At 57.8% G+C, this 20,822-nt stretch carries 20 protein-coding genes and 1 riboswitch; of the genes, 10 read left to right on the top strand and 10 right to left on the bottom strand.

The window, feature by feature from the left end; all coding sequences use genetic code 11:
* The first annotated feature begins 446 nt into the window (after window positions 1–446).
* On the top strand, window positions 447–2,462 hold the full coding sequence (uvrB, locus tag ACOTX4_RS04405; protein ID WP_003858519.1) for an excinuclease ABC subunit UvrB: 2,016 nt from the start codon (window positions 447–449) through the stop codon (window positions 2,460–2,462).
* Window positions 2,463–2,541: 79 nt separating this feature from the next.
* Here the strand turns inward: uvrB and yvcK are convergent, their stop codons facing one another.
* Window positions 2,542–3,450: a uridine diphosphate-N-acetylglucosamine-binding protein YvcK gene (yvcK, locus tag ACOTX4_RS04400; RefSeq protein WP_023299636.1), complete on the bottom strand. Its 909-nt coding sequence runs from the start codon at window positions 3,448–3,450 to the stop codon at window positions 2,542–2,544.
* A gap of 226 nt (window positions 3,451–3,676) precedes the next feature.
* Window positions 3,677–3,810: riboswitch (molybdenum cofactor riboswitch) on the top strand.
* Between yvcK and moaA the strand changes: the two genes are divergently transcribed.
* The 6 genes from moaA to ACOTX4_RS04370 all read left to right on the top strand — a co-directional run bounded on the left by moaA (window position 3,798) and on the right by ACOTX4_RS04370 (window position 7,271).
* The gene (gene moaA / locus ACOTX4_RS04395) at window positions 3,798–4,787 is read left to right on the top strand and encodes a GTP 3',8-cyclase MoaA (protein WP_003858516.1); all 990 of its coding nucleotides are present in this window, start codon (window positions 3,798–3,800) and stop codon (window positions 4,785–4,787) included. It overlaps the preceding riboswitch by 13 nt.
* A gap of 24 nt (window positions 4,788–4,811) precedes the next feature.
* Window positions 4,812–5,324 (top strand): molybdenum cofactor biosynthesis protein B, encoded by a 513-nt coding sequence (gene moaB, locus ACOTX4_RS04390; protein ID WP_003858514.1) that lies wholly within the window; start codon window positions 4,812–4,814, stop codon window positions 5,322–5,324.
* A 3-nt stretch (window positions 5,325–5,327) separates the two neighbouring features.
* Window positions 5,328–5,813 (top strand): cyclic pyranopterin monophosphate synthase MoaC, encoded by a 486-nt coding sequence (gene moaC / locus ACOTX4_RS04385; protein ID WP_003858511.1) that lies wholly within the window; start codon window positions 5,328–5,330, stop codon window positions 5,811–5,813.
* A complete protein-coding gene (gene moaD, locus ACOTX4_RS04380) occupies window positions 5,806–6,051 on the top strand; it encodes a molybdopterin synthase sulfur carrier subunit (RefSeq protein ID WP_003858510.1) in 246 nt (81 codons plus the stop codon). The genes moaC and moaD overlap by 8 nt, the downstream gene beginning before the upstream one ends.
* Before the next feature lies 1 nt (window position 6,052).
* Window positions 6,053–6,505 carry a molybdopterin synthase catalytic subunit MoaE gene (gene moaE, locus ACOTX4_RS04375; protein ID WP_003858509.1) on the top strand — a complete coding sequence of 151 codons (453 nt, stop codon included), beginning with the start codon at window positions 6,053–6,055 and terminating at the stop codon, window positions 6,503–6,505.
* Window positions 6,506–6,563: 58 nt separating this feature from the next.
* Window positions 6,564–7,271, top strand: coding sequence for a Bax inhibitor-1/YccA family protein (locus tag ACOTX4_RS04370; RefSeq protein WP_003858508.1), 708 nt, complete (start codon window positions 6,564–6,566; stop codon window positions 7,269–7,271).
* A gap of 94 nt (window positions 7,272–7,365) precedes the next feature.
* Here the strand turns inward: ACOTX4_RS04370 and ACOTX4_RS04365 are convergent, their stop codons facing one another.
* The 3 genes from ACOTX4_RS04365 to ACOTX4_RS04355 are packed head-to-tail and all read right to left on the bottom strand — an operon-like array spanning window position 7,366 to window position 10,324.
* Window positions 7,366–8,328, bottom strand: coding sequence for a lysylphosphatidylglycerol synthase domain-containing protein (locus tag ACOTX4_RS04365; protein ID WP_045331603.1), 963 nt, complete (start codon window positions 8,326–8,328; stop codon window positions 7,366–7,368).
* Window positions 8,328–9,566 (bottom strand): cardiolipin synthase ClsB, encoded by a 1,239-nt coding sequence (gene clsB, locus ACOTX4_RS04360; protein WP_003858503.1) that lies wholly within the window; start codon window positions 9,564–9,566, stop codon window positions 8,328–8,330. The genes ACOTX4_RS04365 and clsB overlap by 1 nt, the downstream gene beginning before the upstream one ends.
* Window positions 9,563–10,324, bottom strand: coding sequence for an endonuclease/exonuclease/phosphatase family protein (locus ACOTX4_RS04355; RefSeq protein ID WP_045331600.1), 762 nt, complete (start codon window positions 10,322–10,324; stop codon window positions 9,563–9,565). The genes clsB and ACOTX4_RS04355 overlap by 4 nt, the downstream gene beginning before the upstream one ends.
* A gap of 133 nt (window positions 10,325–10,457) precedes the next feature.
* On the opposite strand from ACOTX4_RS04355, the gene ACOTX4_RS04350 reads away from it, so the two are divergent.
* Window positions 10,458–10,868, top strand: a complete 411-nt coding sequence (locus ACOTX4_RS04350) for a YbhQ family protein (protein WP_003858499.1) — start codon at window positions 10,458–10,460, stop codon at window positions 10,866–10,868.
* On the opposite strand, the gene ACOTX4_RS04345 is transcribed toward ACOTX4_RS04350, so the two are convergent.
* Genes ACOTX4_RS04345 through cecR form a run of 5 tightly spaced genes read right to left on the bottom strand, consistent with a single transcriptional unit; the run spans window position 10,830 to window position 16,470 of the window.
* A complete protein-coding gene (locus ACOTX4_RS04345) occupies window positions 10,830–11,936 on the bottom strand; it encodes an ABC transporter permease (RefSeq protein ID WP_022647506.1) in 1,107 nt (368 codons plus the stop codon). The two genes, ACOTX4_RS04350 and ACOTX4_RS04345, sit on opposite strands and share 39 nt — an antisense overlap.
* A gap of 9 nt (window positions 11,937–11,945) precedes the next feature.
* Window positions 11,946–13,079: an ABC transporter permease gene (locus tag ACOTX4_RS04340; protein ID WP_045331596.1), complete on the bottom strand. Its 1,134-nt coding sequence runs from the start codon at window positions 13,077–13,079 to the stop codon at window positions 11,946–11,948.
* Window positions 13,069–14,808, bottom strand: coding sequence for an ATP-binding cassette domain-containing protein (locus ACOTX4_RS04335; RefSeq protein WP_421635356.1), 1,740 nt, complete (start codon window positions 14,806–14,808; stop codon window positions 13,069–13,071). Before ACOTX4_RS04335 ends, ACOTX4_RS04340 begins: the two co-directional genes overlap by 11 nt.
* Window positions 14,801–15,796: a secretion protein HlyD gene (gene hlyD / locus ACOTX4_RS04330; RefSeq protein ID WP_023315672.1), complete on the bottom strand. Its 996-nt coding sequence runs from the start codon at window positions 15,794–15,796 to the stop codon at window positions 14,801–14,803. The genes ACOTX4_RS04335 and hlyD overlap by 8 nt, the downstream gene beginning before the upstream one ends.
* Window positions 15,793–16,470 carry a transcriptional regulator CecR gene (gene cecR, locus ACOTX4_RS04325; protein WP_003858489.1) on the bottom strand — a complete coding sequence of 226 codons (678 nt, stop codon included), beginning with the start codon at window positions 16,468–16,470 and terminating at the stop codon, window positions 15,793–15,795. Before cecR ends, hlyD begins: the two co-directional genes overlap by 4 nt.
* A 204-nt stretch (window positions 16,471–16,674) precedes the next feature.
* On the opposite strand from cecR, the gene rhlE reads away from it, so the two are divergent.
* Together rhlE and dinG are read left to right on the top strand one after the other, a co-directional pair.
* Window positions 16,675–18,057, top strand: a complete 1,383-nt coding sequence (rhlE, locus tag ACOTX4_RS04320; RefSeq protein ID WP_003858487.1) for an ATP-dependent RNA helicase RhlE — start codon at window positions 16,675–16,677, stop codon at window positions 18,055–18,057.
* 97 nt (window positions 18,058–18,154) lie between these two features.
* A complete protein-coding gene (gene dinG, locus ACOTX4_RS04315) occupies window positions 18,155–20,332 on the top strand; it encodes an ATP-dependent DNA helicase DinG (protein WP_063937997.1) in 2,178 nt (725 codons plus the stop codon).
* On the opposite strand, the gene ACOTX4_RS04310 is transcribed toward dinG, so the two are convergent.
* The gene (locus tag ACOTX4_RS04310) at window positions 20,319–20,822 is read right to left on the bottom strand and encodes a fimbrial protein (protein ID WP_003858483.1); all 504 of its coding nucleotides are present in this window, start codon (window positions 20,820–20,822) and stop codon (window positions 20,319–20,321) included. The two genes, dinG and ACOTX4_RS04310, sit on opposite strands and share 14 nt — an antisense overlap.

Raw genomic sequence — 20,822 nt, 5'->3', positions numbered from 1 at the left:
GTGCATGCTGTACGGGCTGGAGGCAGTTATCCACTATTCCTGTGGATAACCTTGTGCATTAGAGTTAGAAAACACGCGATAAGCGAGAGAATACGCGGGTTACGACCAAATTGATGGGAAACGCGGCTTAATAAATTAGTCTTTATTTTTTAACGAATTAGATAAAAGCAATTCCCTCAACGCCAGCGACACCTGTTGCCATAAAACTTTCATAACCGCCCTTGACAAATGTTAAAAAAGTAATAGTTCTGGGGATAACCCCCTGAGGCTGGTGTTTTATTTTGTCACAGTCGAAATTTGGCTCGCGAACGCACTAATCCTCTCTGCGCTACGCTAAATATCCTGACACGCTACTGGTTTTTCATCCAGTGTTTTTTACTGGCAATCCTGGCCACAACGAGTAAAATTACTCACCTGCCGCTTATTCTGTCATCAGGTCGTCGCCCATGAGTAAACCGTTTAAACTGAATTCTGCTTTCCGTCCTTCCGGGGATCAGCCCGAGGCTATTCGTCGCCTGGAAGAGGGGCTGGAGGACGGGCTGGCGCACCAGACCCTGCTGGGGGTTACTGGTTCGGGCAAAACCTTCACCATTGCCAACGTCATTGCCGATCTCCAGCGTCCGACGATGGTCCTCGCGCCGAACAAAACGCTGGCGGCGCAGCTGTATGGTGAGATGAAAGAGTTCTTCCCGGAAAACGCGGTGGAGTATTTCGTCTCCTACTACGACTACTACCAGCCGGAAGCCTACGTTCCCAGCTCCGACACGTTCATCGAGAAAGATGCCTCGGTGAACGAACATATCGAGCAGATGCGTTTGTCGGCGACCAAGGCGCTGCTGGAGCGTCGTGATGTGGTGGTGGTGGCCTCGGTGTCGGCGATCTACGGCCTGGGCGATCCGGATCTCTATCTCAAGATGATGCTGCACCTGACGCAGGGGATGATCATCGATCAGCGGGCGATTTTGCGCCGTCTGGCGGAGTTGCAGTACACCCGTAACGATCAGGCGTTCCAGCGCGGGACCTTCCGCGTGCGTGGCGAGGTGATTGATATCTTCCCGGCGGAATCGGACGACATGGCGCTGCGCGTGGAGCTGTTCGACGAAGAGGTTGAACGCCTGTCGCTGTTCGATCCGTTGACCGGTCACGTCGAGTCGGTGATCCAGCGCTTCACCATCTACCCGAAAACGCACTACGTGACGCCACGCGAGCGTATCGTGCAGGCGATGGAAGAGATCAAAATTGAGCTGGCGGACCGCCGCAAGGTGCTGCTGGCGAACAATAAGCTGCTGGAAGAGCAACGCCTGAGCCAGCGTACCCAGTTCGATCTGGAGATGATGAACGAGCTGGGCTACTGCTCTGGCATCGAAAACTACTCGCGCTACCTCTCCGGGCGCGGGCCGGGCGAAGCGCCGCCGACGCTGTTTGACTACCTTCCGGCGGACGGCCTGCTGGTGATCGACGAATCCCACGTTACGATCCCCCAGATCGGCGGGATGTACCGCGGTGACCGCGCGCGTAAAGAGACGCTGGTGGAGTACGGGTTCCGACTGCCGTCAGCGCTGGACAACCGTCCGATGAAGTTTGAAGAATTTGAGGCGCTTGCTCCGCAGACCATCTACGTATCGGCGACGCCGGGCAACTACGAGCTGGAAAAATCCGGTGATGACGTGGTGGACCAGGTGGTGCGTCCGACCGGGCTGCTGGATCCGATTATCGAGGTGCGTCCGGTGGCGACGCAGGTGGACGATCTGCTCTCGGAAATACGTGCCCGTTCCGCCATCAACGAGCGCGTGCTGGTTACCACGCTCACCAAACGTATGGCGGAAGATTTGACGGAGTATCTGGAAGAACACGGCGAGAAGGTGCGGTATCTGCACTCGGATATCGATACCGTGGAGCGTATGGAGATCATCCGCGATCTGCGTCTGGGCGAGTTCGACGTGCTGGTAGGAATTAACCTTCTGCGAGAAGGTCTGGATATGCCGGAGGTGTCGCTGGTGGCGATTCTGGACGCGGACAAAGAGGGCTTCCTGCGTTCCGAGCGCTCGCTGATCCAGACTATTGGCCGCGCCGCGCGTAACGTCAACGGGAAGGCGATCCTGTACGGGGATAAAATCACCCCGTCGATGGCCAAAGCGATTGGCGAAACGGAACGTCGTCGCGAGAAGCAGCAGCGCTATAACGAAGAGCACGGCATCACGCCGCAGGGGCTGAACAAGAAGGTGGTGGATATCCTGGCGCTGGGTCAGAACATTGCGAAGACCAAAGCGAAAGGCCGCGGCAAGGCCCGTTCAGTGGTGGAAGAGGATACCGTCGCGCTGACGCCGAAAGCGTTGCAGCAGAAGATCCACGAGCTGGAAGGGCAGATGATGCAGCATGCGCAGAACCTGGAGTTCGAAGAGGCTGCGCAAATCCGCGATCAGCTGCATCAGCTGCGGGATCTGTTTATTGCGGCATCGTGAATTTTTTGCCCGGTGGCGTTTTCTCCCTCTCCCTGTGGGAGAGGGCCGGGGTGAGGGCATCAGGCCGCACAAAACGAACCTAACCTAATGCCTGAATCGCCTTCTCCAGCGCCTCGCGTAGCAGATGGCGGTCGTGGCGATATTTAATATCGCTGGCTTCCAGCGGCTCCTGTACCACCACGCGATCGCCAATCCCTGATACATCCACTTTCGGTCCGACCACGACACCATCGATAATTTTCTTACCAACGTACTGTTCCATCAGGTCCAGCTTATCCGCCAGCGACAGGCTTGCCGCCGCCGGGCTGAGTTCGCGGCCTAAATTACCGATATAGACCATGGGCGCAGGCGTTCTGCGCAGCGCCTGCGCCAGCTCTTTCACCAGCAGGATCGGCATCAGGCTGGTGTAAAAACTTCCCGGCCCAATCAGGATCAGATCGGCCTCGCCAATCGCTTCTACCGCTTCACGCGTTGCGGGTACGCTGGGGTAGGTCATCAGCTCTTTTGGCGGCAGAAGAAGCTGGTCGATATTCACTTCACCATACACTTCGTGATCGTCAGCATCGATCGCCATCAAATCTACCGGCTGTTCGGACATTGGGATCAGGAACGCATCCACTTTTAGCAGGTTACGAATTAAATTGATCGCTTCCAGAGGGCGCACGCTCAGGTGATCCAGCGCCTTTAACATCAGATTTCCAAGGTTATGGCCTGAAAGTTCGCCATTCCCGCCAAAACGGTACTCAAACATCGCCGAGGCCACGCTTGGCTCAGTGATGAGCTGGTTGAGGCAGTTGCGCATGTCGCCCCAGGCTATCCCGCCTTCAGCACGTCGGATCCGCCCGGTTGAGCCGCCGTTGTCCGTTGTTGTCACGATGCCCGTCAGGCGTGAGCCCAGTGACGATAACGACGACATAACCCGTCCCAGCCCGTGACCTCCGCCAAGAGCGACCACGCGGTCCAGATCCGCAAAAGTGCGATTGCGCATACCTATTCCTTATCCTGTTAAGCTTGCGTCACAGTAACGCAACTACTCCTAAAAGACGATGCCTCTCACAATCCATAATGACGTATATCAATGCGAAAGCGCTGTTTTTGCGTATTCTGTAGTGAAAATGCACGATAACATCGTTATGTATAAATTTATATAGCGAAAAGCGACAATGGCGAAGTGGCGATTTCCACGCTACTATCGCCATAACCACGTTTTCAAAACTGAAAACATACACTCTAGCCCTGGCGCCTGTGTCGAGAGATATGGCGCCCTGGCCGTGGCGGATTTGCCACCAGGGTACAGAAAGAAATGACTGTGCCTCCCGATCTGGAAAGGTGTACATGGCTTCACAACTTACTGATGCTTTCGCGCGTAAGTTTTACTACTTGCGTCTGTCGATTACCGATGTGTGCAACTTCCGTTGCACCTACTGCCTGCCCGATGGCTACAAGCCGGGCAGCGTCACCAATAATGGCTTTCTCTCCGTGGATGAAGTACGCCGCGTTACGCGTGCGTTCTCGGAACTCGGCACGGAAAAAGTGCGTCTTACCGGGGGAGAGCCCTCCCTGCGTCGTGATTTCCCTGACATTATTGCCGCCGTGCGTGAAAACGAACGTATCCGCCAGATCGCGGTGACCACCAACGGTTACCGCATGGCGCGTGACGTGGCGTACTGGCGCGATGCGGGGCTGACGGCGATCAACGTCAGCGTGGACAGCCTTGATGCCCGGCAGTTTCACGCCATTACCGGTCAGGACAAGTTCCGCCAGGTGATGGACGGCATCGATGCGGCGTTTACCGCCGGGTTCGAAAAAGTCAAAGTCAACACGGTGCTGATGCGCGACGTAAACCACCATCAGTTGGACACCTTCCTGGCGTGGATTAAATCCCGTCCCATTCAACTGCGTTTTATCGAGCTGATGGAAACGGGCGAGGGCAGCGAGCTGTTCCGCCGTCACCATATTTCCGGCATGGTGTTGCGCGACGAGCTGCTGAAACGCGGCTGGATCCATCAGATCCGCCAGCGCAGCGATGGCCCGGCGCAGGTTTTTTGTCATCCGGATTATGAAGGCGAAATCGGCCTGATCATGCCCTATGAAAAAGACTTCTGTGCCAGCTGCAACCGCCTGCGTGTCTCCTCCGTTGGCAAGCTCCATCTTTGCCTGTTCGGGGATGGCGGCGTCGATCTGCGCGATTTGCTGGAAGATGACGCTCAACAGGACGCGCTTGAAGCACGCATTTCCGAGGCGCTGACGCACAAAAAGCAGACCCATTTCCTGCATCAGGGCAACACCGGCATTACTCAGAACCTGTCCTATATCGGCGGGTAATCAGGCTTTAGAAGGAACCAGAAGATGAGTCAAGTAAGCGCGGAATTTATCCCGACACGCATTGCTATTCTTACCGTTTCCGAACGTCGTGGTGAAGAGGATGATACCTCCGGCCACTGGCTGCGCGAGGCGGCACACGAAGCCGGACACCAGATTGTTGATAAAGCGATCGTCAAAGAAAACCGTTACGCCATTCGCGCTCAGGTCTCACAGTGGATTGCGAACGATGACGTCCAGGTGGTGCTGATCACTGGCGGCACCGGCTTTACCGCAGGCGACCAGGCGCCGGAAGCGCTGCTCCCGCTGTTCGATCGCGAAGTGGAAGGCTTCGGCGAAGTGTTCCGCATGCTCTCGTTTGAAGAGATTGGTACCTCTACGCTTCAGTCCCGTGCTGTCGCGGGGGTGGCGAACAAGACGCTGATCTTCGCCATGCCGGGGTCGACCAAAGCCTGCCGCACCGCGTGGGAAAACATTATTGCCCCGCAGCTGGATGCCCGTACCCGTCCGTGTAACTTCCATCCCCATTTAAAGAAATAAGCTATGTCACAACTGACCCACATAAACGCCGCTGGCGAAGCGCATATGGTGGATGTCTCCGCCAAAGCCGAAACGGTGCGCGAGGCGCGTGCTGAAGCGTTCATCACCATGCTGCCGGAGACGCTGGCGATGATTATCGACGGCAGCCATCACAAGGGTGATGTGTTTGCCACCGCCCGTATCGCTGGTATTCAGGCCGCTAAACGTACCTGGGACCTCATTCCGCTCTGCCATCCGCTGATGCTCAGCAAAGTGGAGGTAAATTTGCAGGCGCAGCCGGCGCATAATCGCGTGCGTATCGAGTCCTTGTGCCGCTTAACCGGGAAAACCGGCGTGGAGATGGAGGCGTTGACGGCGGCCTCCGTGGCGGCGCTGACCATCTACGACATGTGTAAAGCGGTGCAGAAAGATATGGTGATTGGCCCGGTGCGTCTGTTGGCAAAAAGCGGCGGCAAATCCGGCGATTTTAAGGTAGAAAGCCATGATTAAGGTGCTTTTTTTTGCCCAGGTCCGTGAGCTGGTCAATACCGACAGCCTGACGCTGGACGGCTCTTTCGAAAACGTCGCCGCCCTGCGCGCGCATCTGGCGGCGCAAGGCGACCGTTGGGCGCTGGCGCTGGATGAAGGCAAACTGCTGGCCGCCGTGAATCAGACGCTGGTGGAGTTGACCCACCCGCTGGCCGATGGGGACGAAGTGGCCTTCTTCCCGCCGGTAACAGGGGGTTAAGATGACGGAAACCCGAATTCTGGTCGGCCCTGAGCGCTTTAGCGTCGGTACCGAATACAGCTGGCTGGCAGAGCGCGATGAAGACGGCGCGGTCGTGACGTTTACCGGAAAAGTGCGTAACCACAACCTCGGCGACAGCGTAAAAGCGCTGACGCTGGAGCACTATCCGGGGATGACCGAAAAATCACTGGCGGCCATTGTCGAAGAGGCGCGAGGCCGCTGGCCGCTGGGACGCGTTACGGTTATCCATCGCATCGGCGAAATGTGGCCCGGCGAAGAGATTGTGTTTGTCGGCGTCACCAGCGCCCATCGCGGGAGTGCGTTTGCGGCGGGGGAGTTCATCATGGATTATCTTAAAACCAAAGCGCCGTTCTGGAAACGTGAAGCGACGCCGGAAGGTGAGCGCTGGGTGGAATCACGCGACAGCGATAAGCATGCCGCCAGCCGTTGGTAACAGGTTTACGTGGATGTGTTAGTCTTAACATGTGTGTTTACTTAATCAGGAGTGAATCATGGACCGATTTCCGCGTTCCGATTCGATAGTTCAGCAGACCCGTAGCGGGCTGCAAACCTACATGGCTCAGGTATATGGCTGGATGACGGTTGGCCTGCTGCTTACCGCGTTTATCGCGTGGTATGCGGCAAACACGCCTGAACTGATGATGTTTATCTTCTCCAGCAAAATCACCTTCTTTGGGCTGATTATTGCGCAACTGGCGCTGGTATTTGTGCTCTCCGGGCTGGTGCACAAGCTCAGCTCGGGTATGGCGACCACGCTGTTTATGCTCTATTCGGCGCTGACCGGGCTGACGCTTTCCAGTATTTTCATCGTTTACACCTACTCCTCCATCGCCAGCACCTTTGTGGTGACCGGCGGGATGTTCGGTGTGATGAGCCTGTACGGTTACACCACCAAACGTGACCTGAGCGGCTTCGGCAACATGCTGTTTATGGGGCTGATTGGGATTGTGCTGGCGTCGCTGGTGAACCTGTGGCTGAAAAGTGACGCGCTGATGTGGGCGGTGACCTATATCGGGGTGGTGATCTTCGTGGGCTTAACCGCCTACGACACCCAGAAGCTGAAAAACATCGGTGAACAAATTGATGTTCGTGACAGTTCAAACCTGCGCAAATACTCGATTCTGGGCGCGTTGACGCTTTATCTGGACTTCATCAACCTGTTCCTGATGCTGCTGCGTATCTTCGGCAACCGTCGTTAGTGAGGGTGGCGCTGTCTGATGCCCTCACCCTGACCCTCTCCCACAGGGAGAGGGAACAAACCCTAAAAACGGCAACGAAGTTGCCGTTTTGCTTTTATTTTGCCATCGCCTTCTCGTTCTTCGCGCGCAGCTTCTTCGCCCGACTCTCCAGCACCAGATAACAGACCGTTGCCAGCGCCAGCGGCAGGAAGTAGTAGATCATGCGGTACGCGAGCAGGGCGGCGATAATCGTCCCGTGAGACACATGCTCCCCCGCAAGCAGCGCGATAAACACCGCTTCCAGTACGCCAATACCCGCCGGAATATGCACAATCACCCCGGCAATACTGCTTACCAGCAACACGCCCAGCACGAAGAAGTAATTCACATCTTCGCCAATTAACAGCCAGATAATGGCCCCCATCGCCATCCAGTTGGCGCTGGAAACCACCATTTGCAGGACGGCAAACTTCCATGACGGCAGCACCAGCTTCTGGCCTTTAATGGTCATGTGACGACGTTTGGCAAAGGCGCAGGCCCACAGGTAGGCCGCGATGATCAGCAGCAGTACGATGCCCAGAATGCGCAGAGTGGCCTCATCGATGTACCAGTGCGCAGGCAGCTGCACCACGCCGATGGTGAAAATCACCCCGCCCAGCAGAATATACCCCAGCCAGTTGGTGGTGATGCTTAAGGAGAAAATACGCGTAATGGTGCCGCCCGGTAAGCCAAGGCGGGAGTACAGGCGATAGCGCATACCAATCCCGCCCACCCAGGTGCTCAGCGTCAGGTTAAAGGCGTAGCAGATGAATGACACCAGCATAACCTGCCGTTTGGCAAGCTTATGCCCGCAGTAGGCGCGTCCCAGCAGGTCATAGCAGCCGTACATCAGGAAGCTCACAATCACCAGCCCAACGGCACCCAGCAGGACTGTCCGGTTGTAGTTGCGAATAACTTTCCACACCTCTTCCCAGTCCACCTTCTGGGCATACACCACCAGCAGGACCGCGACGGCAATAAAGAACAGCCAGGTCAGGATTTTTTTCGCCAGCCGCCAGCGAGGATGAGATTTCGACATCAGGTTTTCCCTCCATCTTCCGCCTCTACGCGGTCCTGGGTTTCCATTTCGGGTTGCACAGGCGGATCCACCAGCGCCAGTTTCGGCGTATGCGCGGGCAGCCAGCCCACCATGGCCGGGAAGTGGCGCAGGAAGTGGAACACCACCACGCCGATGCCCACGTTCCACCAGCTGCGTTTCGGCACCATGGACTCATCCACACGCACGCAGTCTTTATTAATAAGACCCTGAAGGTTATCGCGCAGGGTGTGATTAAACTGGCGATCGTGGATGATGAGGTTCGCTTCCAGATTAAGCGATAAGCTCAGCGGATCAAGGTTGCTGGAGCCGACGGTCGCCCAGTGGTCATCCATCACGGCGACTTTGCCGTGCAGCGGGCGGCGGCGATATTCATAGATCTGCACGCCGCTTTTGACCAGATAGCGATAGAGCAGACGCGCGCCCACCTTCACAATCGGCATATCGGGCTCCCCCTGCACGATAAGCTTCACGCTCACACCGCGTCGGGCCGCGTTGCGCATGGCATGCAAAATCCGGTAACCGGGGAAGAAATAGGCGTTGGCGATAATCACCTCGCGCTTCGCGTTCGCCAGCATCTTCAGGTAATGACGCTCGATATCGTCCCGATGCTCCTCGTTATCACGCCAGACGAACAGGGCCTGCGCCTCGCCAGGCTTGCGGTTCTCCTCCGGGCGGTGACGGCGTCGCCACCAGCGGCGGACGGCCTCCTTGCCGGGTAAGTTTTCCAGCACGAACAGCTGGATGTCCTGCACTACCGGCCCTTCGATACGGATCGCGTAGTCCTGTTTCGCTTCGGGACCGTAATCCGACATATGCTCGGCGGAGTAGTTAATGCCGCCAACGAAGGCCACCGTTTCATCCACCACCACAATTTTGCGGTGCATACGGCGGAACAGGTTGGTGCGCATCCCGAACAGACGCGGGCCGGGATCGTAATAGCGGAATACCACCCCTGCGGCGGTGAGCTCGTTAACAAATTCGTCGCTGAGATCCGGCGAACCATATCCGTCGAGCAGGACCTCGATTTTTATACCGCGACGAGCGGCATGCAGCAGTGCGCTGTGCAACTGCCTGCCCACGTCGTCTTCAAACCAGATAAACGTTTCCAGAAAGACTTTCTGCTGTGCGTGGCTAATCGCCTCAAAAACCGCCGGATAATAGTTATCGCCATTTTCCAGCAGCGTAATACGGTTACCTTCCTGCCATGTGCATTTCATAAGTGGATCTCCGCGCTGAGTGGGGCATGGTCGGAGAGATGTCGCCAGTTGAGTAAAGCCAGCGCCGTCGGGCTGCTGGCGTGGGCATTTTTTACGTAGATACGGTCAAGGCGCAGCACGGGGAAGCGCACCGGAAACGTTCGCGCGGGACGACCGCGTGCGCGGGTAAAAATCTCCTCCAGCCCCGCATTCACCTTCAGCGGATGGTTGGCACGCTGTCGCCAGTCGTTGAAATCACCGGCCACCACCACGGGCTCGCCCTCCGGCAGCGCATTTGTCCAGTCTGCCAGCATCTGTAGCTGGGCCTGACGGTGGGCTTCACGCAGGCCAAGATGAACACAGCCTACATGAATGGGAAAATCGAGCTCTGGGGGGGTGATACGACAGTATAACAGCCCGCGTTTTTCACTCTCGCCAATGGAGACGTCCCGGTTCTCATAATGCTCGATAGGAAAACGCGACAGCACCGCGTTACCGTGATGCCCCTCCGGGTAGACCGCATTGCGCCCGTAGGCGTAATCGCTCCACATGGTATCCGCCAGAAACTCGTAGTGGGGCGTGTCGGGCCAGTTTTCGAAATGCATCGGGTGCACTTCATGCGCGCCCATGACCTCCTGGAGGCAGACAATATCGGCGCTGACGGTGCGCACCGCGTCGCGCAGCTCCGGTAAAATGAAGCGGCGGTTAAATGCTGTGAAGCCCTTATGAATGTTTATCGTCAGCACCTTAAGCGAGAAATGCTGCGTTTTTTTGCTCATAAACACCTTCCTGGGTGACTATCCCGATGAAAATAAAGTGTAGTAGGCGTCACAAAAAGATGCGGCGTTACGGAATTTTCCGTAAAGTGCGGTAGTCTGAATTAGCAGAGAAAAATCCTTCAGGAGAGAAGCCATGAAGTGGCAACAACGCGTTCGTGTCGCAACCGGTTTGAGTTGCTGGCAGATAATGTTGCATTTACTGGTCGTGGCCGTACTGGTGATGGGCTGGATGAGCGGCACGCTGGTGCGTGTTGGCTTAGGGTTATGCGTGGTTTACGGCGTGACCGTGCTGTCGATGCTGTTTTTACAGCGTCATCACGACGCGCGCTGGCGCGAAGTGGGAGATGTGCTCGAAGAGCTCACCACCACCTGGTATTTTGGTGCGGCAATGATCGTCCTGTGGCTGTTGTCACGCGTGCTGCAAAACAACCTGCTGCTGGCCCTGGCGGGTCTGGCTATCCTCGCAGGACCCGCGGTGGTGTCGTTGCTCACCAAAGAGAAAAAGCTACGCGATGTTTCGTCTAAACATCGCATAGGCCACTGAGCCCGTAGTGGCCGCGATGACCAGTAGCGGCCACAAACTTCCCCACACAATATCCAGACTCGCATCCTTCAGATAGATTTGCTTGGTGATATCCGTGAAGTGACGAATCGGGTTTATCCACGTCAAATCCTGTAACCACACCGGCATGTTCTCCACTGGCGAAACGTACCCAGAAAGCAAAATCGCCGGCATCATAAAGACAAACACCCCAATAAACGCCTGCTGCTGCGTTGAGCATAGCGCGGAAATCAGCAGCCCAAACCCCACCAGCGACAGGCCGTAAATCACCATCGTGAAGTAAAACAGCGCCAGCGATCCGGCAAACGGGATCTGGTACGCCCATATTCCCACCCCCAGCACGATGGTGGCCTGGAACGTCGCGACAATCAGTGCCGGCACCGCCTTGCCGACAAATATCTGCCAGGTGGCGAGCGGCGAGACCAGCAGCTGATCCAGCGTGCCCTGTTCGCGCTCGCGGGCGACGGAGAGAGAGGTCACAATCATCACTCCGATGGTAGTGATCATGGCGATCAGCGACGGCACCACAAACCACTTGTAGTCCAGATTCGGGTTATACCAGTTGCGCACCACCAGTTCGCTGTTGTTGGGTTTGGGTTTGCCCGCCATCAGCTCCTGCTGGTAGTCCTTCACTACCTGCTGCAAATAGTTCGCCGCAATCTGGGCGCTGTTGGAGTTACGCCCGTCGAGGATCAGCTGCATCGGCGCGGTCTGGAAGGTATCCAGATTGCGGGAGAAATCCGCCGGGAAGCGCACCAGCAATAATGCTTTCTGCGTGTCGATGGTGGGCTGGATCGCCTGCGGGCTTTGCAGCAGCAGGACATGGGTAAAGGCTTTGGCGCGGGCGAAACGCTGCGTCAGCTCGACGGAATGCTTGCCATTGTCTTCGTTGTAAATGGCGATGGTGGCGTTGGTGACCTCCAGCGTGGCGGCAAACGGAAACAGTACAACCTGAAGCAGCACCGGCAGCACCAGAATGGCGCGGGTCTGCGGCTCGCGCAGTAGGGATTGCAGCTCTTTGCGTATTAACGTCCATAAACGGTGAAACATGCGCGCTCCTTAATCTAACCGCCGTTTGGTTTTCATCCACGTCAACCCGATAAACATCACCGCCGACGCCATTAAAAACAGCGTGTTGATAATCAGCACTACCGGAATATTCCCCGCCAGGAACAGGCTTTGCAGCGTGCTCACGAAGTAGCGCGCCGGAATCACGTAGGTCACGGCGCGGATGACGGCAGGCATGCTGTCTATCTGGAAGATAAACCCTGAGAGCATTATTGACGGCAGGAAAGCGGCGTTCAGCGCCACCTGCGCGGCGTTAAACTGGTTGCGGGTGATGGTGGAGATGAGCAGCCCCATCCCCAGCGTGCTGAGTAAAAACAGGCTTGTGATAAAGAACAGCACCACCAGCGAGCCGCGGTACGGCACGCCGAGGATAAAGACGGACACCAGCATGCAGAGCAGCATCGCCAGCATGCCGAGGAAGTAGTAGGGAATAAGCTTGCACAGCAGCAGCTCGACGCGCGTCACTTCGGTCGAGAGCAGCGCCTCCATGGTGCCGCGCTCCCATTCGCGGGCGATGACCAGCGAGGTCAGAATCGCGCCGATCACCGTCATAATAATCGTTACCGCGCCCGGAATAATAAAGTGCTGGCTGATGGCGGCGGGGTTAAACCAGTAGCGCGTCTGCACGTCAATCAGAGGTTCAAACTCCTCCCCCCGGTCCTCGGCGCGCTGCATCTGCCACAGCTGCCAGATCCCCTCCGCGTAGCCCTGCACAAAGTTCGCGGTGTTTGGCTCGCTGCCGTCGGTGATGACCTGGATCGGCGCATCGGTATTCGCCCGCGCCATGTTGGCGGCAAAATCCACCGGAATGACGATCAGACCGCGAATCTTCCCGGCCTGCATTTTCTGGATCAGTTCCTGCCGATTGTCGCTGATGGTGGCATCGATGTAGGGCGAGCCGGTCATGGCGTGGGTGAAGTCCAGCGCCTCTTCGCTCTGCTGCTCCAGCAAAATCCCGACCCGCAGCTTGCTGGAGTCGAGGTTAATCCCGTAGCCGAAAATAAACAGCAGCAGCAGGGGGATCACCACCGCAATCAGCCAGCTGCTGGGATCGCGCACGATCTGCCGCGTCTCTTTAACGCACAGGGCGCGCACCCGGCGCCAGGAGAGGGCGTTACTGCGCATGAGTATTCTCCTTATCCCAGTCGTGGATGAGGGTGATAAACGCCTGCTCCATGGTCGGGTCTGGCTGCGAGTCGTCGGCGGCCTGCGCTTTCAGGTCATCCGGCGTGCCGTGGGCAATCAGCTTGCCGCGATAGACCAGCCCGATACGGTCGCAATACTCCGCCTCGTCCATAAAGTGGGTGGTGACCATCACGGTCACGCCTTTTTCCACCATGCTATTGATATGCAACCAGAATTCACGGCGGGTGAGGGGATCCACGCCTGACGTAGGTTCATCAAGAAACAGGATATCCGGCTCGTGCATCAACGAGCAGGCCAGCGCCAGCCGCTGTTTGAAGCCAAGCGGCAGCGCGTCGGTCGCCTGCGAGGCGATATCGGTCAGGCCGAAGGCGTCGCACATGCGGCCGATCTTCTGGTTCTGCGCCCGTCCCCGCAGGCCATAGACGCCGGAGAAAAATCGCAGATTTTGCTCCACCGTCAGGTTGCCGTAGAGCGAAAACTTCTGCGCCATATAGCCCAGGTGCTGGCGCGCCTTGCCGGAGCTGACTTTGAGATCCATGTTCAGCACCAGCGCTTTGCCGGACGTCGGTACCAGCAGACCGCACATCATTTTAAAGGTGGTGGATTTTCCTGCGCCGTTCGGCCCGAGCAGGCCAAATATCTCGCCGCGCTTCACGGCAAAATTGACGTTATCGGTGGCGGCGAAATCGCCGAATTTTTTGGTGAGCGATTTCGCTTCAATGACCGTTTCGCCCGGCGTACCTTCCACCGTGTGCAGAATGGCGCCAAGCGGTGATTCTGAGGTTCCCGCCCCGCCCAGCAGATCAATAAACGCATCTTCAAAGCGCGGCGAGGTCTCTGTCATGTCGATCTCAGGCATCCCCTGCGCACGCCGGATATCGTCGGCGGTGGCCTCTTTTTTGAGGATCACGCGCACCGAACGGCCCTGAATCATCCCGTCGCTCACCTGGGGCAGCTTCAGCACCCGTTGCAGCAGCGTGCGGTTGGATTCCTGCGCGCTGTGCAGCAGAAAACTTCGCCCGGCCATGGTTTGCGTCAGCTCGGTGGGTTCGCCCTGATAGAGCAGTTCGCCTTCATTCATCAGCAGCACGTCGCGGCACTGTTCTGCTTCATCAAGGTATGAGGTACTCCAGAGGATCAGCATGCCGTCACCCGCCAGCTCGTGCACCATCTGCCACAGTTCACGGCGGGAAATCGGGTCCACGCCGACGCCGGGTTCATCCAGCAACAGCTCCTTCGGTTCGCCCACCAGCGTGCAGGCCAGCCCCAGTTTCTGCTTCATCCCGCCGGAGAGCTTGCCCGCCAGCCGGTCGGTGAACGGGCCGAGCGAGGTAAATTCCAGGAGGCGGGCGAAGGTTTTCTCCCGGGTTTCGCCGGTGACGCTGCGCAGGTCGGCGTACAGGTTGAGGTTTTCCATTACCGTCAGATCTTCGTACAGACCAAACTTCTGCGGCATATAGCCGAGTATGCCGTGGAGCGCCGCGTCGTCTTTGATCGGATCGAGGCCAAGCACGCTGGCACTGCCTTCATCCGGCTTCAGCAATCCCGCCAGCATCCGCATCAGCGTGGTTTTACCCGCGCCGTCCGGCCCCACCAGCCCGGTCACATAGCCTTTCTGAATCGTACAATTCAGCGGTGCGACCGCCGGTTTAGCCATTCCCGGAAAGCGTTTGACCAGATTGTTGAGCTGGATAACCGCGTCATTCATGTCGTTCCCCGTCGTTTAAGGTCACGGTAACAGGCATGCCCTGACGCAGCGCGTCGTCCGCATCGGTGACGATGATGCGCAGGCGATACACCAGGTCGGTACGCAGGTCCGGGGTTTCAACGGTTTTTGGCGTGAACTCGGCGGTAGGGGAGACGAAGCCCACTTTGCCGTGATAAGGCTTGTCCGGGCGACCGTCGGTATAGAGCAGCAGTTCGCGGCCCGGCTGCATCTGGCCAAGATTCGGCTCATCAATGTAAGCGCGCACCCACACCGGACGGGTTAAGGAGAGCGTTAACACGGTGCTGCCCGCGCTGAGCATGCTGCCCGGCTCCACGGCGCGGGTCATCAGCGTGCCGTCAGACGGGGCGATTAACGTGGTGTCGTGCAGATCCAGCTCCGCCTGGGCTAACTGCGCCTGCGCCTGCTCAAGGCTGGCCTTCGCCTGGGCAATGTCCTGCGCACGGTTACCGGTGCGGTACTGGCTTAGCTTATCCTGGGCAGATTTCAGCGTCGCCTGTGCCTGGTCGCGGGATGAGCGCGCATTTTCCAGGTCGTTGGCGGAAATAGTACGGCTTTTCCATAAGCCTTGCTGACGGTTATAGAAATTCTGCGCATAGTCATAGGCGGCTTTTGCCTGCTTAACGGCAGCGGCCGCCTGGGAGATCTCTTCGTCGCGATAGCCCGCCAGCATCAGGTCGTATTGCGCCTGTGCGACGGAGACGCCTGCTTTTGCCTGCATCAGCGCGTTCTCAAACGGGGCTTTGTCCAGCATCCCCAGCGTCTGCCCGGCTTTGATGGCATCGCCTTCGTCAACGTTCAGCGAGGCCAGCCGTCCGCCAACGCGGAAGCTCATGTTCACGGTGCGGATATCCACGTTGCCATACAGCGTCAGGCCACGATCCTGCTGGCTCTGATACCACAGCCAGCCGCCTGTTCCCGCGGCAAGCAAGACAACAACCACCAGAATGATGGCGACAGGTTTTTTCATGACTTCTGGCTCCTTTGCGTTAAGCCTTGCAGGATCAGATCAACGTGACAGGTAATGACCTGGCTAATTTGCGCGGCTTTATCCTCATCGAATTGTGTCCAGCCCGTACGTAACAGGATGGTCTCACGCCCCAGACGGAAGGCGAGCACTTCGCCCAGCAGGGCGTGGGTATGCAAAATGGTGTCGGTATCGCTGGCGTCCCGTCCGGTATAGGCGGCGATCAGCCGGGTCAGATGGCTGTGCATCGGGGCGATCACCTGATCGTGCACCAGCTGGTACGCGGCAGTGGGGGAGAGCTGCTCGCGGGAGATAAATTTGCTCAGGTTCAGCGTATCGTCGTGCGTCAGCAGGCGGATCATGTTGTGACAGGCGTTAAGGATCAGCTGGCGGATGGCAGCCCGGTCAGGCTCTGGCTGGCTGAACAGCGCGGTGGCTTCTTCCACGTGCGGGCGAAAGCTGGTGCCGATAAAATCCGCGATCCACTGGGCGCAGGCGAGGTATAAATCCTCTTTTGAGCCAAAATAGTAGGTGATGGCCGCAATATTCTGCCCGGCCTGAGCGGCGATATCCCGCGTGGTGGCATGCAGACCATACTCGCCAAACTGCGCCAGCGCGGCGGCGATAAGCTGACTTTTCGCCTGTTCGCCTTTGGTTGTCGTTGGGGTTGTATTCATAGCAGCATTAAAAATTAATCAATCGATTGATTAAGATTATGCCTGATTTGCGCAAACGTCGAGTCATCGCCGGGGATATTTTATGCGCCACGTCACAAAAGCTGCTACACTCCGCACCTTCGCGACATTGTAGTTTTTGTCCTTCTATTCGTTATATCTCCCTGAAAACTACACCTGTGATGGTCGGGGCGGTTCGGAGTTTTTATGTCTTTTGATTCCCTTGGTCTGAACCCGGAAATTCTGCGCGCCATCGCAGAGCAGGGCTACGTTGAGCCAACCCCTATCCAGCAGCAGGCCATACCGGCCGTTTTGCAGGGCCGTGACCTGATGGCAAGCGCGCAGACCGGTACCGGTAAGACCGCGGGCTTTACCCTGCCGCTGCTGGAGCTGTTGGTAAAAAACCAGCCGCACGCCAAAGGCCGTCGTCCGGTGCGTGCGCTGATCCTCACCCCAACCCGCGAGCTGGCGGCCCAGATTGGCGAGAACGTGCGTGAATACAGCCGCTACCTCAACATTCGTTCGCTGGTAGTTTTCGGCGGGGTAAGCATTAACCCGCAGATGATGAAGCTGCGCGGCGGCGTGGACGTGCTGGTGGCAACACCGGGACGTCTGCTGGATCTGGAACACCAGAACGCGGTGAAGCTCGATAACATCGAAATCCTGGTGCTGGACGAAGCCGACCGTATGCTGGACATGGGCTTCATCCACGACATTCGTCGCGTGCTGGCGAAGCTGCCGACGCGTCGTCAGAACCTGCTCTTCTCCGCGACCTTCTCCGACGAGATCAAGGCGCTGGCGGAAAAGCTGCTGCATAACCCGCTGGAAGTGGAAGTCGCGCGCCGCAACACCGCCTCCGAGCAGGTGACGCAGCACGTTCACTTTGTGGATAAGAAGCGCAAGCGGGAACTGCTCTCTCAGATGATCGGTCAGGGCAACTGGCAGCAGGTGCTGGTCTTTACCCGCACCAAGCACGGCGCCAACCACCTGGCGGAACAGCTGAATAAAGACGGCATCCGCAGCGCGGCGATCCACGGCAACAAGAGCCAGGGCGCGCGTACCCGCGCGCTGGCGGACTTTAAATCTGGCGACATTCGCGTGCTGGTGGCGACCGACATCGCCGCACGCGGTCTGGATATCGAAGAGCTGCCGCACGTGGTGAACTACGAGCTGCCAAACGTGCCGGAAGATTACGTTCACCGTATCGGCCGTACCGGCCGTGCGGCGGCAACCGGGGAAGCGCTCTCTCTGGTTTGCGTGGATGAACACAAGCTTCTACGCGACATTGAACGCCTGCTGAAGAAAGAGATCCCGCGCATTGAAACCCCGGGCTATGAAGTGGACCCGTCGATCAAAGCCGAGCCAATTCAGAACGGTCGTCAGGGTGGCGGACGCGGTCAGGGCGGCGGTGGTCGCGGTCAGCAGCCGCGTCGTTCAGAAGGTGGCGCGCCGAAATCTTCGGGCAAACCGCCGCGTCGTAATAACGACAGCAAACCAGCCGGTGAAAACCCGTGGCGTAGCGGCGAAGGGAAACCGGCAGGCGAGGGGCAGCGCCGACGCCGCCCGCGTAAACCTGCTAACCCGCAGTAATCTGGAAGCCCGGTCGTAAAGCCGGGCTTTTCTTTTTGCGGCAGCGGAGAGAAAGTGCCACAATAGTGGCTGTTTATACAGTATTTCAGGTTTTCCGATGGCTTTAACCGCTGCGCTGAAAGCGCAAATAGGCGCCTGGTATAAGGCGCTACAGCAGCAGATCCCCGATTTTATCCCCCGAGCGCCGCAGCGGCAGATGATTGCCGACGTGGCAAAAACGCTCGCCGGGGACGACGGGCGACATCTGGCGATTGAAGCCCCGACCGGCGTCGGGAAAACCCTGTCGTATCTCATTCCCGGCATCGCCATCGCGCGGGAGGAGGACAAAACGCTGGTGGTCAGCACCGCCAACGTGGCCTTGCAGGATCAGATCTTCAGCAAAGATTTGCCGCTGCTGCGCAAAATTATCCCCGATTTACGCTTCACCGCCGCCTTTGGTCGCGGGCGCTACGTCTGCCCGCGAAATCTGGCGGCGCTGGCCAGCAGTGAACCCGCCCAGCAGGATCTGCTCGCGTTTCTTGATGACGAGCTGACGCCAAACAACAAGGCGGAGCAGGAGCAGTGCGCAAAGCTGAAGGCCGATCTCGACAGCTACAGGTGGGACGGCCTGCGGGATCACACCAGCCAGGCGATCGGCGACGACCTGTGGCGCAGGCTCAGCACCGATAAAGCGAGCTGCCTGAACCGCAACTGTCACTACTACCGCGAATGCCCTTTCTTTGTTGCCCGGCGTGAGATTCAGGAAGCGGAGGTGGTTGTCGCCAACCATGCGCTGGTGATGGCCGCACTGGAGAGTGAAGCGGTCCTGCCGGAGCCCAAAAACCTGCTGCTGGTGCTCGATGAAGGTCATCATCTGCCCGACGTGGCGCGGGATGCGCTGGAGATGAGCGCGGAAATTACCGCCCCGTGGTTTCGCCTGCAACTGGATCTGTTCTGTAAGCTGGTGGCAACCTGCATGGAGCAGTTCCGCCCGAAAACCACGCCGCCGCTGGCGGTTCCGGAGCGGTTGAGCGAGCACTGTGAAGAGGTGTACGGCCTCATCGCCTCGCTGAATAACATTCTTAACCTGTATCTCCCCGCCACCCAGGAGGCGGAACACCGCTTTGCGATGGGGGAGTTGCCGCAGGAAGTGATGGAAATTTGTCAGCAGCTGGCGAAGCACCTTGAAAAGCTGCGCGGGCTGGCGGAGATGTTCTTAAATGATCTCAGCGAGAAAACCGGTACCCATGACGTGGTGCGTTTGCACCGCATTCTGCTGCAAATGAACCGCGCGCTGGGCATGTTTGAGGCGCAGAGCAAACTCTGGCGGCTGGCCTCAATGGCGCAGGCGTCCGGCGCGCCGGTGACAAAGTGGGCCACCCGCGAAGTGCGAGACGGGCAGGTACATCTTTTCTTCCACTGCGTGGGCATCCGCGTGGCCGATCAGCTGGAAAAGCTGATCTGGCGCAGCGTGCCGCACGTGGTAGTGACATCGGCGACCCTGCGTTCACTGAACAGCTTCTCAAGGTTGCAGGAAATGAGCGGCCTGAAAGAGAAAGCGGGGGACCGTTTTGTGGCCCTGGACTCGCCGTTCAACCACTGTGAGCAGGGCAAGCTGGTGATCCCGCGCATGAACTATGAGCCGCTTATCGATAACGTAGAGCAGCATATTGCGGAAATGGCGGCCTACTTCCGCGAGCAGGTTGAGAGTAAAAAATACCCCGGTATGCTGGTGCTGTTTGCCAGCGGCCGCGCTATGCAACGCTTCCTGGAGCACGTCACCGATCTGCGCTTGCTCCTGCTGGTGCAGGGCGATCAGCCGCGCTATCGGCTGGTGGAAACCCACCGTAAACGCATTGATAACGGCGAGCGCAGCGTACTGGTGGGGTTACAGTCCTTTGCGGAAGGGCTTGATTTGAAAGGTGACTACCTGACGCAGGTGCATATCCATAAAATTGCCTTCCCGCCCATCGACAGCCCGGTGGTGATCACCGAAGGCGAATGGCTGAAAAGCCTGAACCGTTATCCGTTTGAAGTGCAAAGCCTGCCTGCGGCGTCGTTTAACCTTATTCAGCAGGTCGGGCGTTTGATCCGTAGCCACGGCTGCTGGGGCGAGGTGGTGATTTATGACAAACGACTGCTCACCAAAAACTACGGCCAACGGCTGCTGAATGCGCTGCCGATCTTCCCGATTGAGCAGCCAGAAGTGCCGGAGGTAAAAAAACGCCCGGCAAAACCCTCTGCCGGGTGTACAAAAAGCATCCGTGCAAAGAGGCGCGGTCCTACTGGTAAGTGAATGTCACCTGAATCACGCTGCTGAACGTCCCGGCAGTGACGGGCATTGAGGTGGCGTAGTAGCGCGCGGACAGGGGAAAGGTTGCCGTGTGGTCGCTCGGATTGATGGCGGCGTTAAAGGCGGCCTGCGGGGCAATCAGTATTTTGTCCTGCCGGTCTGCCAGCTCCAGCGCCAGCCCCTTTGCGCTGCCGATATTGGCAAATTTGGTCGGATGCACGCTGTCTGCCTGGCCATAGAAAAAGGCCGTGGCAAGCGCCAGCGTGGCAGGACAGTGCGATACTGACAGGGAAAAGTCTTTCCACTCGCCGGTATCCCCCACGTCTTTAAAACTGCCCGACACCGTCTGGCCTAAGTCCACCGTCAGGTTGCGGCTGGCGCTGTCAATGATGCAGGTATTGGCGTAAATATTTCCCGTCATCTGGATCTGAATATCGTCTGCGTGGGCCTGGGCCAGTAAGCCCATCGTCAGAAACGCGATTGTCTTTTTCAT

This window comes from Enterobacter cloacae complex sp. IR5459 (genome assembly GCF_049238005.1).
Lineage (GTDB): Bacteria > Pseudomonadota > Gammaproteobacteria > Enterobacterales > Enterobacteriaceae > Enterobacter > Enterobacter hormaechei_C.
This window is presented reverse-complemented; position numbering and strand designations above follow the sequence as displayed.

Bases quoted from the DNA above. Each gene is read 5' to 3' on its own strand.
- moaD (WP_003858510.1), top strand. From the start codon at position 5,806: ATGATTAAGGTGCTTTTTTTTGCCCAGGTCCGTGAGCTGGTCAATACC.
- dinG (WP_063937997.1), top strand. From the start codon at position 18,155: ATGGCTTTAACCGCTGCGCTGAAAGCGCAAATAGGCGCCTGGTATAAG.
- ACOTX4_RS04335 (WP_421635356.1), bottom strand. From the start codon at position 14,808: ATGAATGACGCGGTTATCCAGCTCAACAATCTGGTCAAACGCTTTCCG.
- clsB (WP_003858503.1), bottom strand. From the start codon at position 9,566: ATGAAATGCACATGGCAGGAAGGTAACCGTATTACGCTGCTGGAAAAT.
- cecR (WP_003858489.1), bottom strand. From the start codon at position 16,470: ATGAATACAACCCCAACGACAACCAAAGGCGAACAGGCGAAAAGTCAG.
- ACOTX4_RS04370 (WP_003858508.1), top strand. From the start codon at position 6,564: ATGGACCGATTTCCGCGTTCCGATTCGATAGTTCAGCAGACCCGTAGC.
- ACOTX4_RS04345 (WP_022647506.1), bottom strand. From the start codon at position 11,936: ATGTTTCACCGTTTATGGACGTTAATACGCAAAGAGCTGCAATCCCTA.
- ACOTX4_RS04365 (WP_045331603.1), bottom strand. From the start codon at position 8,328: ATGTCGAAATCTCATCCTCGCTGGCGGCTGGCGAAAAAAATCCTGACC.
- moaB (WP_003858514.1), top strand. From the start codon at position 4,812: ATGAGTCAAGTAAGCGCGGAATTTATCCCGACACGCATTGCTATTCTT.
- moaC (WP_003858511.1), top strand. From the start codon at position 5,328: ATGTCACAACTGACCCACATAAACGCCGCTGGCGAAGCGCATATGGTG.
- yvcK (WP_023299636.1), bottom strand. From the start codon at position 3,450: ATGCGCAATCGCACTTTTGCGGATCTGGACCGCGTGGTCGCTCTTGGC.
- ACOTX4_RS04355 (WP_045331600.1), bottom strand. From the start codon at position 10,324: ATGAGCAAAAAAACGCAGCATTTCTCGCTTAAGGTGCTGACGATAAAC.
- moaE (WP_003858509.1), top strand. From the start codon at position 6,053: ATGACGGAAACCCGAATTCTGGTCGGCCCTGAGCGCTTTAGCGTCGGT.
- ACOTX4_RS04350 (WP_003858499.1), top strand. From the start codon at position 10,458: ATGAAGTGGCAACAACGCGTTCGTGTCGCAACCGGTTTGAGTTGCTGG.
- ACOTX4_RS04310 (WP_003858483.1), bottom strand. From the start codon at position 20,822: ATGAAAAAGACAATCGCGTTTCTGACGATGGGCTTACTGGCCCAGGCC.
- hlyD (WP_023315672.1), bottom strand. From the start codon at position 15,796: ATGAAAAAACCTGTCGCCATCATTCTGGTGGTTGTTGTCTTGCTTGCC.
- uvrB (WP_003858519.1), top strand. From the start codon at position 447: ATGAGTAAACCGTTTAAACTGAATTCTGCTTTCCGTCCTTCCGGGGAT.
- rhlE (WP_003858487.1), top strand. From the start codon at position 16,675: ATGTCTTTTGATTCCCTTGGTCTGAACCCGGAAATTCTGCGCGCCATC.
- ACOTX4_RS04340 (WP_045331596.1), bottom strand. From the start codon at position 13,079: ATGCGCAGTAACGCCCTCTCCTGGCGCCGGGTGCGCGCCCTGTGCGTT.
- moaA (WP_003858516.1), top strand. From the start codon at position 3,798: ATGGCTTCACAACTTACTGATGCTTTCGCGCGTAAGTTTTACTACTTG.